Here is an 18,605-nt window from a genome sequence, read left to right as displayed (position 1 = left end):
CCGTAGGGGAGCGACGTTCAGGATCCGCATAGTCCGCTATATCCGCCTACGGACCTCCTGCGCGAGCCGGTCGGCCTCCGCTCTGCCCTGCTCGTCACCGAGGCGGTCAAACTCTCCCATAGCACGCGTAAGCGCCTCAACCGCACCTTCGACATCATGGAGGTCCAGCGCGGCCCGGGCGAGCGCCATCAGTGCCTGCGCGGTGCCCCGGCGGTCCCCGTACGAGCCGAACGTCTCCAGCGCCTCGCGCGCGGAGCCGGCCGCGACCCCGGGCGCGCCTTCCGCCCTGGCGATCTCGGCCAGTACGAGCAGCGCCCCCGCCTCGGGCAGCCGGTCGCCCAGGCGGCGGTTGATCCGCAGCCGCCGCTCCACGCGGTCGCGGGCCTCGGCGAGCCGGCCTTCTCCCAGGTGCAGCCTGCCCAGGTCGAGCAGCGCCTCCGCCTCGCCACGCGGGTCGCCGAGCTCCTGGTACGCGCTCAGGCTCTCGTTGAGCCGGCCCTCGTCCCTGCGCGACGCGCCCAGCGCCCGTAAGGCGTCGGCCCGCCCGCGCCGGTCGCCGGCCTCCTCGAAAACCCGCAGGGCCCGTACGAACGCCTGCTCGGCCTCCGCCGGGCGGGTCTGGACCAGGCCGAGCCGCAGGGTGATCCTGGCCAGCTCCAGCCCTTCCACCAGCGGCTGGGCCGCCCGCAGCGCCGCGACCGCCGACTCCGTGCGCCCCTCGGCCCGGTGCAGGTCGGCCAGGCCCCGGAGCAGGAGCGCCTCGCCGTGCCGGTGGCCCGCCGCCCTGGCCGCGTCCAGCCCGGTCGCCGTGGTGGCGTGCCAGTCGTCGTGGTGCGCGCCCAGCTCGAACAGCGGGGTGAGGTAGAACGCCAGCCGCCAGGCGGCCTCGTACAGGCCCACCCGGTAGAAGTCCTCGACGGTCGCCACCAGGAACCGGCGCTCGGCGCCCAGCCAGCGAGCCTCGTGCCGCAGCCGGCCGGTCTCCAGCCCCTGCCCGTCCGGCCGCCGATCGGGCAGGTGGACCTCGGTGCGGCCGGAGCCGGGCTCGGCGGGCAGGAGGGAGGCTCTGGCCTGCCTGGTCCGTTCGAGGATCGCGCCCGCGATGACGGCCAGCACGCGTCCCGGGCCGCCTCCCTCCTCTGCGAGGCGTTCTGCGGCGTAGAGCCTGGTCAGGTCGTGCCAGCCGTACCGCTCCTGACCGGCCTCGTCCAGGCCGCGCGACTGCAGCAGCCCGGCCTCCGCCAGCGGCTCCAGGTCCGTGCCGAACACCCACGACGCGAAGTCGGGCGCCGACAGCGCGCCGAGCCCGCGCAGCAGCCGCCGTTCCGGGTCCGCCAGGCCCCGGTAGCCGAGCGCGAGGCTGCCGCGCACGGCGAGGTCGCCCGCGCTGAGCTCGTCGAGCCTGCGCCGCTCGTCGCCCAGCCGGCCCGCCAGGTGGTCGAGCGTCCAGCCGGGTTTCCTGGCCAGCCGGGAGCCGGCGATGCGCAGGGCCAGGGGCAGGTGGCCGCAGAGCCGTACGATGCGCAGGGCCGCCTCGGGCTCGGCCCGCACCCGCTCGTGCCCGGCCACCTCGCCGAGCATCGCGACGGCCTCGTCCCCGTCGAGCACCCCCATCTCGTACGCCCGCGCCGCCTCCAGCCCGGCCAGCGGCGACCGGCTCGTGACCAGGGTGAGGCTGCCGGGACCTGTCGGCAGCAACGGGCGCACCTGGGCCTCGTCGGCGGCGGCGTCCAGCACGACGAGCAGCCTCTTGCGGGCCGTCATGCTCCGGTAGAGCCGCACCCGCTCGTCCAGCGCCGGCGGGACCGCGCCGTCCGGGCAGCCCAGCGAGCGCAGCAGGTCCTCCAGCACCGCACCGGGCGGCCTGGCGCCGAGCGAGGCGTAGAGCCGCCCGTCCGGGCGCTCCAGCCCGGTGGCGGCGTGCACCGCGACGGCCGACTTCCCGCAGCCGGGCGGGCCGTGCAGGACGAGGTGCACGGGCGCGGACGCGTGCTCGCGAGCGGTCCGGACAATCCACTCGACGACGGGCGATCGGCCGACAAAATCGGAGATGTCGGGGGGTAGCTCGTCGACCGGGCCCCGGTCGACGCCTGCGGGTGCCGAGGGGCGGCTCTCGCCGGCCAGGACCCGCCGGTGGGCGTCGGTCAGCTCGGCGCCCGGCTCCAGGCCCAGCTCGTCCACCAGCGTCCGGCGCGCGTCCTGGTAGGCCCCGAGCGCCTCCGACCGGCGTCCCGCCTGGTCGAGGGCTTCGATCAGGCGCGCCCACGCGCGTTCGCGCAGCGGGTGCGCCCCGGCCAGCGCCCGCAGTTCCCCCACCACCTCCGCGCCCCGGCCCAGGCGCAGATCCAGCTCCACGCGCTCCTCCAGCGCGGTCAGGCGCAGCTCCTCCAGCGATACGGCGTGCGTCCGGCGCAGCACGGACGACTCGACGTCGGCCAGCGCCTGCCCCCGCCACAGCCCCAAGGCCGCCCTGAACCCGTCGGCCGCCTCCGCCACCCGGCCCGCCGCCCGAGCCTGCCGGGCCCCGCCGACCAGCCGCTCGAACCGATGGCAGTCGACCTCGTCCCGCTCGACGTCGATCAGGTAGCCGCCCGGCACGGTGTGGATGCCGTCCACGAGCTTGCGCAGCGCGCTGACGTACACCCTGAGCACCGACCCCGCCGAGGCCGGCGGCCGGTCGTCCCACACCACGGACATCAGCCGTTCGACCGGCACCGTCTCACCGGCCGACAGCAGCAGCGCGGCCAGCAACGTGCGGTGCTTGGCCGGCCCCGGCACCTGGCCGGCCTCGATCCGCAGCGGCCCGAGCACGCCGAAGCGCACGTTCACGCACCTCTCAGCATCACTTGCCCGCCGGCCTGAGCGCGAAGGAGTCGAAGCGGACGCGTGCGGAGGCGGTGGCGCCGGAGGCGGCGTGGACGCCCGACTCGCCGGGGCCGTAGGGCGCGTCGGCGTCGGACGCCTCCGCGACCAGGCGTTCGTTCAGCCACATGCGTAGCGTCACCTTGCCCCCGCTCTCGCCGCACTCCGCAACGACGCGGTTGACGGCCGCGCTCTGCGCGTCCGCCGGGCCGTACAGGGTCGTGCCCCGGGTGCCCGTGCGGCGCTTGACGATCGTGACCTTGCCCGAGCCGCTCACCCCGAACTCGTAACGATCTCCGGAGCTCGCCGAGCCGTGGCACCACACACCGTACTCCCCGGTCCCTTCCGCGAGGGTGGCCTTCGCGCTGACGATCACGCCGCCCTCCGGCTCCTGCCTGGGGGCCGACTTCCACAGCCGCCAGCCCGGCTTGACGGTCAGCTCGTAGCCGGAGCCCGCCTGCCGCGCGCTCCCGCCCTCCGAGGAGCCGAGCTCCCAGGAGTCGCCGAAGTCGGCCTCGTACGGCCAGCTCTCCTGCGACAGCGCGGGGACGGTCACGGCGGCGGCGACAGCGACGGCGAGAGCGAGCCCGGCGGCCCCCGCGGCCCACGGCCACCGCCGCCGCTTCGGCCTGGGCTCCGGCTCGGGCGCGAGCACGGCGGGCGATATCCCGGACGCGGGCGGCATCCCGGGCACGGGCCTGGAGTCAGGCACAGGCCGCGGGTCAGGTGCGGGCCGCAGGTCGGGTGCGGGCCGCGGATGGGCCGTGGGGCTGCCCGTCCAGGTGCGCTCCACCACTTCGGTGGCCGTGGCCAGGCGGGTGCCGCCGACCAGGTCCGCCAGCAGCCGCTGGGCCGTCGGCCGCACGCGCGGGTCCTTGGCCAGCGCCCGCTCCACGACCTGCCTGATCCCGTCGTCGAGCCCGTCCAGCCTGGGCTCCTCCTGCGTGATCCGGTACAGCACCTCTCCTGGCGCCCCGCCCCCGAACGGCAGCCGCCCCGTCCCCGCGAACGCGATCACCCCGCCCCACGCGAACACGTCGGCCGCGGGCGTCAGCGGCTCCCCGCGCACCTGCTCGGGCGCCATGAACGCGGGCGTCCCGAGTATCGCCTGGCTGGCCAGGCTGTCGTTCTCCACGAGCTGGGCGATGCCGAAGTCGATCACCCGGGGTCCGAGCGGCGAGAGCAGCACGTTGGACGGCTTGAGATCGCGGTGGATCACCCCGGCCCCGTGGATGGCGCTCAGCGCGGTGGCGATGCCCACGGCCAGCGCCTCCAGGTTTCCGCCCGAGAGCGGCCCCTGCTCGTTCACGGCCTGCGCCAGGTCGGGCCCCTTGACGTATTCGGTGACGAGGTAGGCGACGTCGCCGTCGATCCCCGCGTCCAGCACGGGCGCGGTGCAGAACCTGGCCACCCGGCGGGCCGCCGCGACCTCCCGCTCGAACCGCCGCCTGAACGCCGGGTCGCGGGCCAGCGTGGGATGGATGACCTTGAGCGCCGCCAGGCCGCCGGTGGGTGTGGAGGCGAGATGCACCTCGCCCATGCCGCCGCGCCCGAGCAGGCGCCGCAGCGTGTACCCGCCAATGACCTCGTTCATCGCAGACAGACTAGCCAGCTCCCGACATTTCCCTGGATCGGGTCACCCGGCCGCCTGGGTCAGCCGGTAGCGCGACGGCGGGATCCCGTACCGGTCGACGAACGCCTGCCGCAGGGTCTCCGCCGTCCCGAACCCGCACCGCACGGCCACGGACGCCATCGGCAGCGACGTGGACGCCAGCAGGTGCGCGGCGGCCTCGGTGCGGGCCTGCCGGACGTATCGCCCGGGCGTCAGCTCCAGGTGCTGGAGGAAGAGCCGGGTGAGGTGCCGCTCGCTCACCCCCGCCTCGGCCGCCAGCGCGGGCGTGGTGAGGTCGTCGCGCAGGTGGGCGGAGATGTACTCGATGGTCCGCCTGACCAGGTTGTTCGCGGGGGCGGGCGCTCTGACGAACATGCTCATCTGCGCCTGGTCGCCGGGCCGTTGCAGGTAGGTGACCAGGTTGCGGGCCACCGTGCGGGCCAGCTCGGCGCCGTTGTCCTCCTCGACGAAGGCGAGCGTGAGGTCGAGGGCGGCGGTGACGCCGGCGGAGGTGGCCACGTTGCCGTCGCGGACGAAGATCGGGTCGGCGTCCACGGCCACCGCGGGATGCCGGGCCGCAAGCTCGTGCGCCAGTTGCCAGTGCGTGGTGGCGCGCCGCCCGTCGAGCAGCCCCGCGGCGGCCAGCACGTACGCTCCCGTGCAGACGGACGCGACGCGGCGGCTCTCGCGGGCCAGCCGGCGGACGTGGCCGACGATCAGCGGGCTGGCCGCGGCGTCGTCGTGACCGACCCCGCCGGCCACCACCAGCGTGTCGAGCGGCCCGTTGATCCGCTCCAGCCCGAGCTGGGCCTGGACGGTCAGCCCCGTGCCGCAGGTGACGGGGTGCCCGCCCGGCGTGGCCACGCGCACCTCGTAGCAGGGCGCCGCGCCGTGCCAGTTGGCCTCCTCCAGCGTCGAGGTGACGCAGGCGACGTCGAGTAACCCCACCGCCTCGTACGCGACGACGACGACCCGTCGTACCTCCATGGTCACGACTCTAGGGCCGAAGGACAGAGAGCCCAAGTTTCCGGACCTCCTCGGGCCACCGCCCTTGGCACGCGGGCGGCGCGCCGGGGACAGTCGTGGCATGACAACGACTGACGCAGGCACCGGCCGCCGCTGGGGCAAGTTCGCCCTTCACTACGTGGAGATGATCGTCGCCATGTTCGCCGGGATGTTCGTGCTCGGCATGCTGCAGTCCGCCCTCGGGCTCGGCCTGTCCCACGATGAGCAGCCCGAGGCGGCGTACCTGGTGATGGCGGTCGAGATGTCGATCGGCATGGCCGCGTGGATGCGGTTCCGCGGGCACGGCTGGGCCTCGACGCTGGAGATGTGCGCCGCGATGTTCGTCCCGGTCGTGCCGTTGTTCCCGTTGCTCTGGCTGGGCGCCGTCGACAGCGGGACGATGATGATGGCCGCGCACGTGGCGATGTTCCCGCTCATGCTGGCGGCGATGCTGCGCCGCCTCGACGAGTACGCCGGTCACGCTCACTGAGCGCCTTGCGGTAGCCGTCCAGGACGTCCTGCCGCAGCAGGTGCCCGAACCCGGCGCGCTCCAGCCGCAGCCCCAGCTCGGCGGCGCTCACCCGCAGGCTCTGCGCGGCGGCGGGCAGGCTCCAGTCGTGCCCGGCCAGCGTGCTCAGCAGGTGACCGCGCCTGACCTGCGCCTCCGACAGCCTGAACGTCTTCAGGTAGGCCAGCCGCCCGTCCGCGTCGGTGATCGTTTCGCCGATGTGGTTCTCGGTCTTCCGCTCGAACGCCGGCAGGAACCGGCTCAGCGTGAACCTGCCCATCCGGTAGACCTCCTCCACCCGCGCGGGGGCGCGGAGGAGGCCCGCGGCCATGACCGAGTCGTGGAAGCCGGCCCAGTCCCGCTCGGCGCGTACGGCCTCGGCCCGCAGGTCGGCCAGCGAGGCGACCGCGCTCTCGTCGATCACCGCGGGGAAGTCCCTGGCGGGATAGAACAGGGCATAGTCGTGGATCAGCTCGCCGTACATGTCGCGGATGAGCGTCGGGTGCAGCGCCCGGTAGTCCTCGGGGTGGGGCACCACGAAGGCGCTGGCCAGCGTGTCACCGGCGTACAGCAGCAGCCCGCACTGCCCCGGGTAGATCTCGAAGATCTTGAGCGCGTCCTCCAGCCCGCGCACCTCCGCCCCGGTGTAGGCCTCCTCGGTGCGGGGGGACAGCCCGTGGGCGATCGCCTGGCGCGACCACTCCTCCCACGCGATCACGGGGCCGCCGAAGTGCAGCGCGAGATAGCCCTCCATGGCCAGGTGCAGCGGCAGGAACCGGAGCCGGCCCGGGTCCACCCGCCGGGCCATCCTGCGCCTGGTCCTGATGGACATGTGCCGCAGCGGCTGCCCGAGCTGCGTGCCGTAGGCCGCCGCCGGGGTGCCGTCGTCGGTCCACGACGCGACGAAGGCGTGCGGGATGTACGCCGTGTAGTGGGTCCTGTCCGCCAGGTGGACGACGGACGGCTCGTCGCCGTACACCTTGGCGTGCAGCCGCAGGTCCTCGACGGGCTCGCGGCGCACGAGCGGCACCAGCCGCAGCCCGCCCCAGGTCTGCGCGGGCCGCGTGTCCAGCCCCGTGAGATCCGTCATCGGCCCGCCGCCCGATCCTCCAGGTACGCCCTCAGCTCCCCGAGCCCGGTGCGCCCCTCCGCGAACCTGGCCAGCTCCACCAGCGCCGGCAGGTCCTCGGCGTCGCGAATGCCGGCCGTCGGCACCATGGGCGACAACCGCCGCACGTCGAACCGTTCGGCGTCGTAGACGGGGTTCACGTGCACGATGCCGACCTCGCCTCCGGGGTCGAGCTTGCGCCGCCAGACGCGCAGCACCTCGCCCGCCAGCCCCGGCGGCGCGTTGTCCCAGCCGTCGGAGACGATGACGAGCAGGCCGGGCCGGTGTTCGAGCGCGTCGAGGATCCGCCGCCCCAGCGGCGTCGGCCCGTACGGCCGCACCTGGAGCGGGTCGGCCCCGCGCGACAGCCACAGGCCGCGATAGTCGCCGGCCAGGGCCTCCAGCAGGTAGTGGCAGGCCAGCGCGACCGCCAGCGGCCGGCGGCGCTTCACCGGCGAGCCGAAGGAGGAGAAGCTGTCGTCGAGCACCGCCGCGACGCTCCCCCACGTGCCCGCGCGCGCCCCGGCCACGCGGCCCGCCGCCGCCCGGAGCGCGCCCACCAGCTCGGCCCGGCGGCCGGCGCGCACGTCGGCGCCGAGCGAGAGCACGTACGAGGCCAGCCTGACCAGCGGCATCGCGGCCAGGTCCGCCTCGGCGTCCACCCCGCCCCGGCTCGCGGACTCCGTCAGCCGCAGGCGCTCCAGCCTGGTCAGCCGGGGCGCGATGCGCTCCATGAAGAGCTCCCTGCCGATGCCGTGGCGAGCCGCGAACCCCTCGGCGACGGTGTACGGGAGGTCGTACAGCGCGCTCTTGTCGAAGTGGGCGCGGCGCCACGCCTCCAGCACGGGCGTCTCGTAGCGGGCCCGGCGGAACGGCGCGAACAGGAAGTCGCCCAGCTCGCCCGGCAGCCGCAGGTGGGCGTGGCGCACGGCCGACTTCACCCGCGCGCGGTACTTGACCGCGTCGAAGGCCAGGTCGGGACGGCCGTTGAGCCAGTCGCGGATGAGGGCTCTGGTGCGCCGGTTGTTGACGCCGTCGTGGCGCAGCCGCTGGAAGAGGCGGTAGACCCTGGGCGGGCTCATCCGCTCCAGCCGCCAGGCGATCAGCCGGCCGTCGCCCGCGTGCCCGCTCAGCAGGTTGGCGATGATCAGGGCGGCGTTGTGGTCGTTGATGTCGAGCGCCAGCGTGGCCGCGTACAGGTCGGGATAGTTGCCCTGGACGTAGCGGTGCAGGAAGTCGAGGGAGAGCCGCTGCTCGCCGGCCGAGCCGTGGAACTCGCGCTGGCCGGTGGAGGTGATGGCCGCGTTCGCGAAGATCAGCACGTCTTCGCACTCGATCAGGTCGGCGTAGGTCTCCATGGCTCCCCCGGGGATAGGCGGACTGGCCGGGGAATGGGGGCACGAACTGCGAAGCATCGCTGTACAGGCGGGTTCCGGAAGTCGTACCGGAGTCCCGCGGCCAGTCTGGTCCGGACCCTATCTAGCCTTACGCACCGACGCGACGGGATTTATGAGGGTTCAGCACGCGCTGTGCGGGCCTTGATCTCGCCGAGCGTGGCGTGGTTCTCCCTGATGACGGAGATCAGCACGTACGAGACCAGCAGCAGCCCGAGGCAGAGCGCGTCGGCGGCCCACCAGGGGATCTCGGCGAGGAGCAGGTAGCCGTCGCCGTCGCTCAGCGACCTGATCACCGCCGTGACCACGGCCACCACCAAGGTGACCAGCAGCCAGCTCCGCAGGCGCGGCAGGTTCCCCTTGTTCCACAGCCGGATCCGCCAGCCCATGAACACGGCGAGCACGCCGAGCAGGGCGGTGAACCCGATCAGCCACCACGGCAGGGCAAAGGCGGTCTGGGAGGCGATCTGCGCCTGCGTGGTGCGCAGCTCCGTCTCGGCCTTCCGCTTGGCCTCCACGGCCGCCTCCAGCTGCTTCTTCAGCTGGGTGACGCTCTTCTCCGGGCGCGCGGGCGTCGTGGGGACGTCCGTCGGGAGCATCCGCGCCACGACGGTCAGCATGATCGCGACGAACGACAGCGCCAGGACGATGGCCATGAACAGGTCGATGAAACGCAGATCGAGCGGCGGGGCGAACGATCGGGCCGGCCGCCTCCTCACGGCTCCCTCACCAGCGTGTACTTATGGGGGCGGCTCTCGGCCGCGCTCAGCCGCTCCACCGCGGTACGCAGCGCGTCCAGCCCCTTGACGAGCTCCTCGGTCCTGCCCCTGGACTGGGCCAGCTCCTGGGTGAGCCCGTGCATGGCGGGGGCCGCCTGCTTGGCGGGCAGCCGCGCGATGTAGATCAGGAACACCTCGTCGGCGGCCACCACGCCGGCCCGCTCGCCCCGCTCGACCAGGGCCATCGCGCCGAACGCCAGCACGCTCAGGAACAGCGCGACCAGCGTGACGCCGAACGCGGAGGCCAGCTCGGGCAGCACGTGCTGCTTGAGCGCGGCGATCAGCACCCCGGGGTCGCCCTCGCGGTCGAGGGCGTTCGAGAACGAGTTGACCATCGCGCCCATCGTCAGCGCGGTGCCGATGAACCCGAACACCGGCAGCGCCCAGATGAGCGCGTGGTCGAGGTGGTGCTTGTTGGCCATCTCGCTCTCGTCCAGCGCGGACCGGGCGCTCAGCACCGCCTCGCAGTCGTTGCCCGCCTCGGCCGCCTCCCTGAACAGCTTGAGCCGCCGCGCCACCAGCGTGTCGTCGGTCGGTTTCACCGCCTGGACGTTCGTCACGGCCCGGGCCGTCGCGGCGTTCTCCCGCCGGATGTCCGGCACGGCCCTGACGATCCTGAGCACGGCGGTCAGGAACACCGCGATGATCAGCGTGACCACAAGCTCCGCCGCCACCGGGGCCGTGGTCGCACCCACGGACACGAGCAGCATCTCCACCACTCCGGCCGCCATCAGCAGCGCGGAGAACACCACGCTCACCACAGGCGCGAACACCGAGTGACGCCAGCCGTACCTTGACACCCTTTACCCTCACTCCGGCACACAAAATGTCAGGGACCCACCTAAGCACATGTAAAACACACGTTGGTTACGTTCTGCGGTGCAGAGGGTACGAGATGTGCTGAATTTCGGGAAGGGAACAGTCCGTTCCCGCATTGACGGCGACCGTCCCCACAGCACTACGAAGCACCTGGAGGGCCTTCGGGGGCGAAGTGACGGTCCGGCAGGCGTTCGCGCTCTTGCCCTCTGTGGATTCGATGTAGGGCCACCGGTGCTCATGCCTGAGCCGCGGCGAGCGTGCCGGCGCACGAAAAAACCGCCCCCGCCTGTCGATGTTCCGACAGGCGGAGGCGGTCTCATGGTGTGGAGGTGGCGGGAATCGAACCCGCGTCCTTCAACCCCAAGTCAGGGCTTCTCCGGGCGCAGCCTGCTGTGCTTTTCTCGGCCCCGGCAATCACGCAGGCGTGTCGCCGACGGGCCCAGCCACTGTTTGGTTTCCCGCTCTCCCCCGTGGCCGGGTCGAGCGGTTGAGCCTTCTAGCGATGCCAGACACCGGGCCGAAGGCACTCCCGGGCTGACAGTGGTTTCGCTACTTAGGCAGCGAGGCCCAGGGAACCCTGGGCTACCACAGTGCGCTTGGAATTGGCACTTGTTGTTTGCGGTCACAGGATTAACGAGGTTATGTCCGCAGTCCTCGGCCCGCTTCACCTGGCTTGCAAAGTCGAAGTCGAAGCCAGTCACCCCCTGTGTAGTTGTCAACACACCCGGCGTGCGGGTGAGCAACAAGAATCTACATGGGTCAACGCCCTCAACGCCAACTTAATTCCTCATGACGAAACCCCCGGGAGCGCGGCTCAGAGGCGCGCGCTCCCGGGGGCCGACCGGCAGGGTCGAGCCGGTCCGGACGGCAGGACTTCCCCCGAGATGAAGTCCTGATCTCATCACGGCGACTGGATCCGCAACCCCCCGAGCGGGCCCAGTCACTCTGTAAGACGCAACCGGACCCCTGGATGGTTGCTCAGTGTGACGACAATTTCACTGTGAGTTGCCGAGGCTCGCGAAGAAGCTGCCCGCCACCGCTCCGGCGTCGTGGTTTCTCGCCAGCACCGCGACCGCCACGTCCCCCTGCCAGCCCACGAACCACTTGAGCTGGCTGCCTGCCGTGGCCGTCACGCCGAAGACCCTGCCCTTGCCCCCCTGGGCGGGCGTGCCGGCCGCGCCGGCCGCCATCATCCGCTTCAGCGTCGCGTGGACCTTGGCGTCCAGGGGCACGGGAGCGGGCTGCGGGGCCTGTGCGGCCTCCGCCGCTGGGTCGGGCGACTTGGGGTCGGTGACCAGCACCGGCGGGCGCCAGGTGCCCGAGGCGACCGCGGCGGCCACCAGCGCCATGCCGAGCGGGCTGACCTCGACGTTCTGGCCCGCGATGGCCTTGGCCTTGTCGGCGTCGCCGGTCAGCGCGGGCCGGGAGCCGCTGAACGACTTGAGCGGCAGCCGCCACGGCTCGCCCACGCCGAACGCCTTGGCGCTGCGGTTGAGGTCGTCGGCCGTGACGCGGCGGGCCAGCGAGGCCAGCGCGGTGACGCAGCCCTTGGCGAAGTTCTCCTGGAAGGTGGCCGAGGCCGTGACCCCGGTGGACTCCGCGGCGAGCTGGAACTTGGCGCCGCCGACCGTGCGCTCGTCCGGGCAGGCCAGCCGCTGCTTCGGGCTGACGTTGTTCCTGAGCAGCGCGTCCGCGGCCACGATCGAGAACGCCGTGCCCGCGAGGAACCTGCCGCCCAGCGCGCCCATCTCCTGGCTCAGGTCCTTCTGCCGGGTCAGGTCGCCCTCGGTCCCGACCGCGAGGATCTGGCCGGTGCCGGCCTGCACCGCGACCAGCGCGCTCGCCTCGGTATCGCCCACCGCCCGCTCGGCCGCCGCCTGGACGGACCGGTCGATCGTGGTCTTCACCGAGACGTTCTCCCGGCCCCCCCACTCCTGCAGCAGGGCGACCTGCTTGCCGGTCTTGAGGTCGAGCGTGATCACCTTGGTCTGCGTCGAACCGGTCAGGTAGTCCTGGTAGGCACGCTGGAGGCCGCTCCGGCCGACCGAGTCACCGGCCCGCTCGGGACCGCCGAGCTTCTGCTCGGTCTCGGGGGTGAGCGCGCTGACGCTGCCGACGATCTGCTGGGGCGGCTCGGGGTTGACCGGCTGGTCCTGCGGCACCGTCTCGATCCCGTCGATGGCGTCGAGCTTCGACCGCATCGACTGGTAGCGCGAGCGCCCGAACGTGACCAGCGGCACGAACTTGTCGGGCGGCGACGACCTGATGCGGCTCAGCAGGCGGTCCTGCGCGTAGTCGGTGATCTTGGACAGCTTGGCGGCGACCTCTTCCGCCCTGTCGCCGAGCTTGGCCGGATAGACGCCCGCGCTGTAGAACGTGGTGTTGCTCTGCAGCGGCTCGCTCGTGCGGTCGACGATCGGCTTGCGTGGCCTCGGGTCGGTGTCGACGGCGAACCGCTGCCCCTCCTTGAGCTGGGGATGCAGCACCGAGGGCGACCAGCGCACCTTCCACGTGCCGTCCACGAGGTGGAGCGGCAGCAGCCCGTCGTACTCCCAGAGGGGGTTGTTCTCCCCCAGGTCGACCTCGGCATGGAAGTCGGCCTTCGCCTCCTCGCCCGTCATGCCGAGGCGTTTGATCTTGAAGCGGAAGGAGGCCGCGTCGAGCTCCAGCTTGGCGTCGGACAACGCCTTGCGAACCGTGGCCTGGTCGCCGTCCGTGCGGCCGGCGGCCAGGTCGTAGTCGCCCGACTGCCAGCCCACGAGGAAGTCCCGCACCGCGTCGTGCGGCGAGGGCTCCTCGAAGCAGCCGGTCAGGGTCGTGCTCGCGACCACCAGAGTGGCCGCGGCGGAGAGGATGCGGCGAGCGCGTGTCATGGGGTGCGGTGCCGCCGTCTCATCGGTTGCGGTGCCGCAGGGCCCGGGCCATCTCCCGTTTCGCCTGCTGCTCCGCCAGCGACTGCCGCTTGTCCCAGTCTTTCTTGCCGCGGGCGACCGCGATCTCGACCTTGGCCCTGCCGTCCTTGAAGTAGAGCGTCAGCGGCACGATCGTGAGCCCGCCCTCCTTCGTCTTGGCGGCGAGCTTGTCGATCTCCTTGCGGTGCAGCAGCAGCTTGCGCTTGCGGCGGGCGGCGTGGTTGGTCCACGTCCCCTGGGAGTATTCGGGGATGTGGACGTTGAGCAGCCACGCTTCGTCGCCGTCGATGCTGGCATAGCCGTCGACGAGCGAGGCGCGGCCCTCACGCAGCGACTTCACCTCGGTGCCCTGAAGCACGAGACCCGCCTCGAAGGTGTCCTCGAGGAGGTAGTCGTGCCTGGCACGTTTGTTCTGGGCGATGACCTTACGCCCGGTCTCACGTGGCATGCTTCGACTTTACCGGCGATCCCTAGACCCTCAGGTAGCGGCGGAGCGTCACGAACGATGCCAGCACACAGATGACCACACCGATGACCATGGTGATGGTGATGGTCTGGGCCACATCGTTCCAGCCCAGCTGTGCTGTCGCGTCGCCCAGGTACTTTCCGAGCTCCTCGAAGAGGAAGACCTTCGTGACGATCAGGATGGCCGCCGCGAAGACACCGCCGACCAGGCCGGCGATGACGCCTTCCATGACGAACGGGAGCTGGATGTAGAGGTTGGACGCGCCGACCAGGCGCATGATGCCCGTCTCTCTACGCCGGTTGAACGCCGAGAGCCGTACCGTGTTGCCGATCAGGAGGGCCGCCGCCAGCACCAGGATGATCGCCACCGCGAGGGCGTAGAAGGCGAGCTTGTCGAGCAACTCGAAGAAGGGGCCGACCAACTGAGCCTGGTCCAGCACCTGCGACACGCCCGGCTGCCCCTGCAGGGCCTGCACGATGGCCTTGTAGTTGTTCGGGTCTGCCACCTTGATGCGGAACGACTGTGGCATGTCCTCGACCTGCGTGGCGCTCACGAGGGCCTTGTTGCTCGCGTACAGCTTCTGGAAGTTCTGGTACGCGGTCGTCTGGTCCTCGAAGAACACCTCCTTGACCCCCGGAGTGCCCTTGATCAGCGTCTGGAGCGCCTCCGTCTGGGCCTTGGAGATCTCCTTGCCCTTGCAGGCCTCCATGGCCGAGCCCTTGCTGCACAGGAAGACCGAGACTTCGACCTTGTCGTCCCAGTAGCCCTTCATCATGCCGACCTGGGCGTTGATCATCAAGCCGACGCCCAGCATCGCCATGCCGACGGCAACGGTGATGACCACCGCGATCGTCATGGTCAGGTTGCGACGGAGGCCGATCCAGACCTCGGAGAAGATGAAATTCGCCCGCATGTTCTGTCTGCAGCTCCCTGTCAGTACGCCTGGCCGTAGACGCCACGCGACTGGTCACGGACGATCTTGCCGTCCTCCAGCTCCACCACGCGCTTACGCATGGAGTCGACGATGGCCGCGTCGTGAGTGGCCATGACGACCGTGGTGCCAGTCCTGTTGATGCGGTCGAGCACCTTCATGATGCCGATGCTCGTCGCGGGGTCGATGTTGCCCGTGGGCTCGTCGGCCAGCAGGATCATGGGCCGGTTGACGAACGCGCGGGCCATGGCGACGCGCTGTTGCTCGCCGCCGGACAGCTCGTCGGGCATGCGGTGGGCCTTGCCTTCCAGGCCGACCAGCTCGATGACCTCGGGCACCACCTTGCGGATGAACCGCCGGGGCTTTCCGATGACCTCGAGGGCGAACGCCACGTTCTCGTAGACGTTCTTGTTCGGGAGCAGCCTGAAGTCCTGGAACACGCAGCCGATGCGGCGGCGCAGGTGCGGCACCTTGAAGTTGGAGAGGCGCCCCAGGTCTTTCCCGGCGACGTGGATCGCGCCGGAGTTGGGCCGCTCCTCCTTGAGGACCAGACGCAGGAACGTGGACTTGCCTGATCCCGAAGGACCGACGAGGAACACGAACTCGCCCTTGTCCACGTCAACGGACACGTGGTCGAGGGCGGGCCGGTTCTGGTTCGCGTAGACCTTGGTGACATTATCGAAATGGATCACGAGAGCATCACGGCATGCCAGTCTAGGGGTCAGGACGGAAGCGAGGGTGGCACATGCCCACTTCCCGCCACCGGCCGATCGGGTTACGCGGTCTTTACTGATGATCGACGTTCCGATTGGCCAGACGACAGTCTAGGGGGAAGACTGGCATGGAAAGTCCATAACGGAAACAAAACGATTGTGCGGCTAGACTTGGGGCTGTCATGAGTTGTGAACACCTCGTATGCGCGCAGTGCGCCCACCCTGTGATCGAGGGACGCTGCCCCACCTGTCGTGCCAGCAGGGAGCGGATGCATCAGCACGGCTTCGCCGGGCTGTCACCCGCCCTGATCGCCCTGCTACTGCTCGTCCTGCTCTTCGTGAGCCTGGCGATCAAGCACCTGAGCGGGCTCTAGTCGGCGGTCCCCGCCTCCTGGCGGCGCATCCAGCGGATCTCCGACTCGATGAACCCGTCGAGGTCGCCGTCGAGCACGGCCGACGGGTTGCCGGCCTCTGTGCCCGTGCGCAGATCCTTCACGATCTGGTACGGGTGCAGCACGTAGTTGCGGATCTGCGTGCCCCATGACGTCGTGGTGGCCCCGCGCAGCTCCGACATCTTCTCCGCCTCCTCCTGCCGCTTGCGCTCCAGCAGCTTGGCCTGGAGGACGTTCATGGCGGTGGCGCGGTTTTGGAGCTGCGAGCGCTCGTTCTGGCAGGAGACGACGATGCCGCTCGGGAGGTGCGTGATGCGCACCGCCGAGTCGGTCGTGTTGACGCCCTGCCCGCCCGGACCGCTCGACCGGTAGACGTCGACGCGGATCTCGTCCTCGATGATGTCGATGTGGTCGGTCTGCTCGACGACCGGCACGACGTCGACCCCGGCGAACGAGGTCTGCCTGCGGCCCTGGTTGTCGAACGGGCTGATGCGGACCAGCCGGTGGGTGCCGTGCTCGCCGCGGAGCGTGCCGTACGCGTAAGGGGCCTTGATCGTGAACGTGGCCGACTTGATGCCGGCCTCCTCCGCGTAGGAGGTGTCGTAGACCTCGGTCGAGTAGCCCTTGCGCTCGGCCCAGCGCAGATACATGCGCAGCAGCATCTCGGCCCAGTCGGCCGCGTCGACCCCGCCCGCCTGGGAGTTGATCGTCACGAGTGCCTCGCGGGCGTCGTACTCGCCCGAGAGCAGCGTGCGGACCTCCAGGGCGCCGATGTCGGACTTGAGCGTCTCAAGCTCCCTGTCGGCCTCGGCGCGCGTGTCGTCGTCACCCTCCTCGGCCGCCAGCTCGTAGAGGACGTTGAGGTCGTCGAGGCGGCGCGCGACGCCCTCGACGCGGTTGAGCTCGCCCTGGAGATGGGAGAGCTTGCTGGTGACCTTCTGCGCCTGGTCGGGGTCGTCCCACAGGTCGGGTGCGGCAACCTGCTGCTCCAGCTCCTCGATCTGCTTGCGCATCGCGTCGAGGTCGAGCACGTCCTGGATGCTGCGGAGCGTGCCCGCGAGCTCGTTGATCTCTTCTGCCGGATCGATGCCTGCCACGTTTCCCAAGCCTACTTCCCCCGACGGGTTGCGCCCCCCATCCCGCCCGCGTGGTCAAAGAGGCGCCTTCCGTTCGGGCACCGGAGGGCCCGCCGCCCCGCGGGCGCGAATAACATGGCGAGGTGCGTGCATACGGTCGGCGGAAAGTGCTGGCGCTCGCCGCCGGCGTACTGGCCGCGGCGACCGCCTGCACGGGCAATTCCCCGGCCGAGCCGTCCAAGGCCGCCGCGACGTCCTCGGCGACGCCCTCCGCGTCCCCTACGCCCTCCGCCGCCGAGCCGGCCGTGACGCTCGACGAGGCCGCCAAGGTGTTCACCGACCTCACGGTCACCGACGACACGCTGCGGGCGAAGGTCGACCTCCGGGACCGGCCGGCGACGGCGGTCGACGTCCAGGGCCGCCTGGCGATGGCGGTCGACCTCACGACGGGCGGGCAGACGTCGCTCACCGTGGCCTCGTACCTGGCCGCCGACTACGCGCCGCCCCGCTACCGCTGGGGGCCGCCGACGCTGTACGTGCCGAAGTTCCCGACGGGCGAGCGGGCGCCGTGGTTCAGCGCGCTGGCGACCCGTAACGGGAGCCCGGCGCTGCTGACGTTCGCCAAGTCCGACCGCTGGCGGCTCAGCTCCGCGGCCCAGCTCCTGCCGGGGCAGAAGGTGCCGGAGATCGAGCTCGACGCCGACGGCTACGCGACCACCGTGGCGCCCGACGACAAATCGGTCACGATCAGCCCGCAGTTCATTGGCCCGGTGCACGCCAGCGTGGCCGAGACAGGGTCCGCGGGGGTCACCGGGGGCCTCCTGGGGGCGGGCCCGTACACGACGGAGGTGGCCGAGCAGATCGCCAGCCTCCGGGAGGAGTCGAAGCTCGCCGGATACAGCTACGACTCGATCTTCAGTGCCGACAACTACCCGGTCTACGCGCTGCGCACCAAGGACGGCGGGACGCTGGTCCAATACTCGCTGTCCCGCACGACCTCGACGAAGGCGGTGACGAAGACGGCCGTGGACGACGGGATCCCGATGCCCGAGGAGGCACGGTGGGCGATCGACGCGACGGTGCTGCGGCGCTCGCTCAAGCTGATCGAGACGCACCAGTACGCCACCGTGGTGCCGCCCCTGAAGGCCCCGGCCGCCGCCCACGTCATCGCCCACGACGGCGCCCTGACCCGCGCCTCGGGACAGTAAACTAGCAACTCAGGTTGACTATCCGCTTGTGTGTCAACTACGGTTGCTCGCATGCCGGCTGATGACATTCCCGTACCCCAGGAGCCCGCTGACGCGCTGGCGGCCGTGGTCGCATTGCGGCGCCTGGCCGATCAGCTGGAGGACGCCGCCGTCGAGCAGGCGATGCGGGCCGGCTGGAGCTGGCCGCAGGTCGCCGAGGCGCTCGGAGTCACCCGCCAAGCGGTCCACAAGAAGCACGTCAGGCGGCTCATCGACGCCGGCGTCACGCTGAGGAGACGACAGTGAGCGCGATCGACCACTACATCAACGCCGTCACGCAGCAGGGAGAGACCGAGGCCAGGCAGGACGGGTCCGCGGCGATCGAGGCGCACCACCTGCTCCTGGGCATCGCCGCCCAGGAGGGGAGCTCCGCCCACGACGTCCTGACCTCGGCGGGGCTGGACCGGCAGGCGATCCGCGAGGCGCTGGACCGGGAGTTCGAGCACAGCCTGGGCGCGGCCGGAGTGTCGCTCGCCGCGTTCGGCCTGCCCGCGGCGACCCCCGACCCCAAGCGCCGGGTGAGCCTGGGCGCCTCGGCGAGGCTCTGCCTCGAACGCGGCTTCGCCTCCGCCACGGGCAAGAAGGACCTCAGACCGGGCCACCTGCTGCTCGGGATCCTGGAGGCGGAGGTCGGCACCGTGCCCCGGGCGCTCGCCCTGGCAGGCGTGGACCGGGCCGCGCTGACGACCGGCCTCCGGCAGGCACTGGCGGACGGAAGCTGGTGACCCTCCGGAGCGCCCTGTAAAGACCCTCCGGAGCATTCTGGAGGGGGCCGTGCCCC

The 18,605-nt window shown here is 71.3% G+C and carries 16 protein-coding genes and 1 other RNA gene; 4 read left to right on the top strand and 13 right to left on the bottom strand.

The window, feature by feature from the left end; translation table 11 throughout:
- Positions 1-36: 36 nt before the first annotated feature.
- From ABZS69_RS14450 to ABZS69_RS14440, 3 genes are read right to left on the bottom strand one after another with little or no spacing between them, the layout of a single operon-like run.
- Positions 37-2,829 carry a BTAD domain-containing putative transcriptional regulator gene (locus ABZS69_RS14450; protein WP_355371220.1) on the bottom strand — a complete coding sequence of 931 codons (2,793 nt, stop codon included), beginning with the start codon at positions 2,827-2,829 and terminating at the stop codon, positions 37-39.
- 13 nt (positions 2,830-2,842) lie between these two features.
- A complete protein-coding gene (locus ABZS69_RS14445; protein ID WP_355371217.1) occupies positions 2,843-4,456 on the bottom strand; it encodes a protein kinase in 1,614 nt (537 codons plus the stop codon).
- A 42-nt stretch (positions 4,457-4,498) separates the two neighbouring features.
- The gene (locus ABZS69_RS14440; RefSeq protein WP_355371214.1) at positions 4,499-5,461 is read right to left on the bottom strand and encodes a GlxA family transcriptional regulator; all 963 of its coding nucleotides are present in this window, start codon (positions 5,459-5,461) and stop codon (positions 4,499-4,501) included.
- Positions 5,462-5,561: 100 nt separating this feature from the next.
- Here ABZS69_RS14440 and ABZS69_RS14435 point away from each other — a divergent pair, with 100 nt between their 5' ends.
- Positions 5,562-5,969 (top strand): hypothetical protein, encoded by a 408-nt coding sequence (locus ABZS69_RS14435; RefSeq protein WP_355371211.1) that lies wholly within the window; start codon positions 5,562-5,564, stop codon positions 5,967-5,969.
- Here ABZS69_RS14435 and ABZS69_RS14430 read toward each other — a convergent pair.
- From ABZS69_RS14430 to prfB, 10 genes are all read right to left on the bottom strand, one after another.
- A complete protein-coding gene (locus ABZS69_RS14430) occupies positions 5,914-7,077 on the bottom strand; it encodes a hypothetical protein (RefSeq protein WP_355371208.1) in 1,164 nt (387 codons plus the stop codon). The genes ABZS69_RS14435 and ABZS69_RS14430 overlap by 56 nt on opposite strands.
- Entirely contained in the window at positions 7,074-8,453 is a 1,380-nt protein-coding gene (locus ABZS69_RS14425) for a hypothetical protein (RefSeq protein WP_355371205.1), read from the bottom strand. Before ABZS69_RS14425 ends, ABZS69_RS14430 begins: the two co-directional genes overlap by 4 nt.
- Positions 8,454-8,602: 149 nt before the next feature.
- On the bottom strand, positions 8,603-9,208 hold the full coding sequence (locus ABZS69_RS14420; RefSeq protein ID WP_355371202.1) for a hypothetical protein: 606 nt from the start codon (positions 9,206-9,208) through the stop codon (positions 8,603-8,605).
- Positions 9,205-10,041, bottom strand: coding sequence for a hypothetical protein (locus ABZS69_RS14415; RefSeq protein WP_355371199.1), 837 nt, complete (start codon positions 10,039-10,041; stop codon positions 9,205-9,207). The genes ABZS69_RS14420 and ABZS69_RS14415 overlap by 4 nt, the downstream gene beginning before the upstream one ends.
- A gap of 367 nt (positions 10,042-10,408) precedes the next feature.
- Positions 10,409-10,792, bottom strand: a transfer-messenger RNA (tmRNA) gene (gene ssrA / locus ABZS69_RS14410).
- Positions 10,793-11,082: 290 nt separating this feature from the next.
- Complete coding sequence (locus ABZS69_RS14405; RefSeq protein WP_355371196.1) at positions 11,083-12,960, bottom strand: penicillin-binding transpeptidase domain-containing protein; 1,878 nt, start codon at positions 12,958-12,960, stop codon at positions 11,083-11,085.
- Positions 12,961-12,979: 19 nt separating this feature from the next.
- On the bottom strand, positions 12,980-13,447 hold the full coding sequence (smpB, locus tag ABZS69_RS14400; RefSeq protein ID WP_355371193.1) for an SsrA-binding protein SmpB: 468 nt from the start codon (positions 13,445-13,447) through the stop codon (positions 12,980-12,982).
- Between the two features lie 22 nt (positions 13,448-13,469).
- Positions 13,470-14,378: a permease-like cell division protein FtsX gene (gene ftsX, locus ABZS69_RS14395; RefSeq protein WP_355371190.1), complete on the bottom strand. Its 909-nt coding sequence runs from the start codon at positions 14,376-14,378 to the stop codon at positions 13,470-13,472.
- Positions 14,379-14,398: 20 nt separating this feature from the next.
- Entirely contained in the window at positions 14,399-15,088 is a 690-nt protein-coding gene (ftsE, locus tag ABZS69_RS14390; protein WP_185088544.1) for a cell division ATP-binding protein FtsE, read from the bottom strand.
- Positions 15,089-15,479: 391 nt separating this feature from the next.
- Positions 15,480-16,598, bottom strand: a complete 1,119-nt coding sequence (prfB, locus tag ABZS69_RS14385; RefSeq protein ID WP_355371186.1) for a peptide chain release factor 2 — start codon at positions 16,596-16,598, stop codon at positions 15,480-15,482.
- Between the two features lie 122 nt (positions 16,599-16,720).
- Between prfB and ABZS69_RS14380 the strand changes: the two genes are divergently transcribed.
- Genes ABZS69_RS14380 through ABZS69_RS14370 form a run of 3 tightly spaced genes read left to right on the top strand, consistent with a single transcriptional unit; the run spans position 16,721 to position 18,549 of the window.
- A complete protein-coding gene (locus tag ABZS69_RS14380; RefSeq protein WP_355371183.1) occupies positions 16,721-17,785 on the top strand; it encodes a hypothetical protein in 1,065 nt (354 codons plus the stop codon).
- A gap of 51 nt (positions 17,786-17,836) precedes the next feature.
- Positions 17,837-18,070: a hypothetical protein gene (locus ABZS69_RS14375; RefSeq protein ID WP_355371180.1), complete on the top strand. Its 234-nt coding sequence runs from the start codon at positions 17,837-17,839 to the stop codon at positions 18,068-18,070.
- On the top strand, positions 18,067-18,549 hold the full coding sequence (locus tag ABZS69_RS14370) for a Clp protease N-terminal domain-containing protein (RefSeq protein WP_355371177.1): 483 nt from the start codon (positions 18,067-18,069) through the stop codon (positions 18,547-18,549). The genes ABZS69_RS14375 and ABZS69_RS14370 overlap by 4 nt, the downstream gene beginning before the upstream one ends.
- Positions 18,550-18,605 lie beyond the last annotated feature (56 nt).

It is taken from the genome of Nonomuraea sp. NPDC005650 (assembly GCF_040605375.1).
Classification (GTDB): Bacteria; Actinomycetota; Actinomycetes; order Streptosporangiales; family Streptosporangiaceae; genus Nonomuraea.
Note: the sequence above shows the minus strand (reverse complement) of the source record. Positions and strands in the feature narration are given on the sequence as shown.

What these genes read in the sequence shown, in the direction of transcription:
- ABZS69_RS14445 (WP_355371217.1), bottom strand. Translation starts at nt 4,456, where the DNA reads ATGAACGAGGTCATTGGCGGGTACACGCTGCGGCGCCTGCTCGGGCGC.
- ABZS69_RS14440 (WP_355371214.1), bottom strand. Translation starts at nt 5,461, where the DNA reads ATGGAGGTACGACGGGTCGTCGTCGTCGCGTACGAGGCGGTGGGGTTA.
- ABZS69_RS14435 (WP_355371211.1), top strand. Translation starts at nt 5,562, where the DNA reads ATGACAACGACTGACGCAGGCACCGGCCGCCGCTGGGGCAAGTTCGCC.
- ABZS69_RS14430 (WP_355371208.1), bottom strand. Translation starts at nt 7,077, where the DNA reads ATGACGGATCTCACGGGGCTGGACACGCGGCCCGCGCAGACCTGGGGC.
- ABZS69_RS14425 (WP_355371205.1), bottom strand. Translation starts at nt 8,453, where the DNA reads ATGGAGACCTACGCCGACCTGATCGAGTGCGAAGACGTGCTGATCTTC.
- ABZS69_RS14405 (WP_355371196.1), bottom strand. Translation starts at nt 12,960, where the DNA reads ATGACACGCGCTCGCCGCATCCTCTCCGCCGCGGCCACTCTGGTGGTC.
- smpB (WP_355371193.1), bottom strand. Translation starts at nt 13,447, where the DNA reads ATGCCACGTGAGACCGGGCGTAAGGTCATCGCCCAGAACAAACGTGCC.
- ftsX (WP_355371190.1), bottom strand. Translation starts at nt 14,378, where the DNA reads ATGCGGGCGAATTTCATCTTCTCCGAGGTCTGGATCGGCCTCCGTCGC.
- ABZS69_RS14375 (WP_355371180.1), top strand. Translation starts at nt 17,837, where the DNA reads ATGCCGGCTGATGACATTCCCGTACCCCAGGAGCCCGCTGACGCGCTG.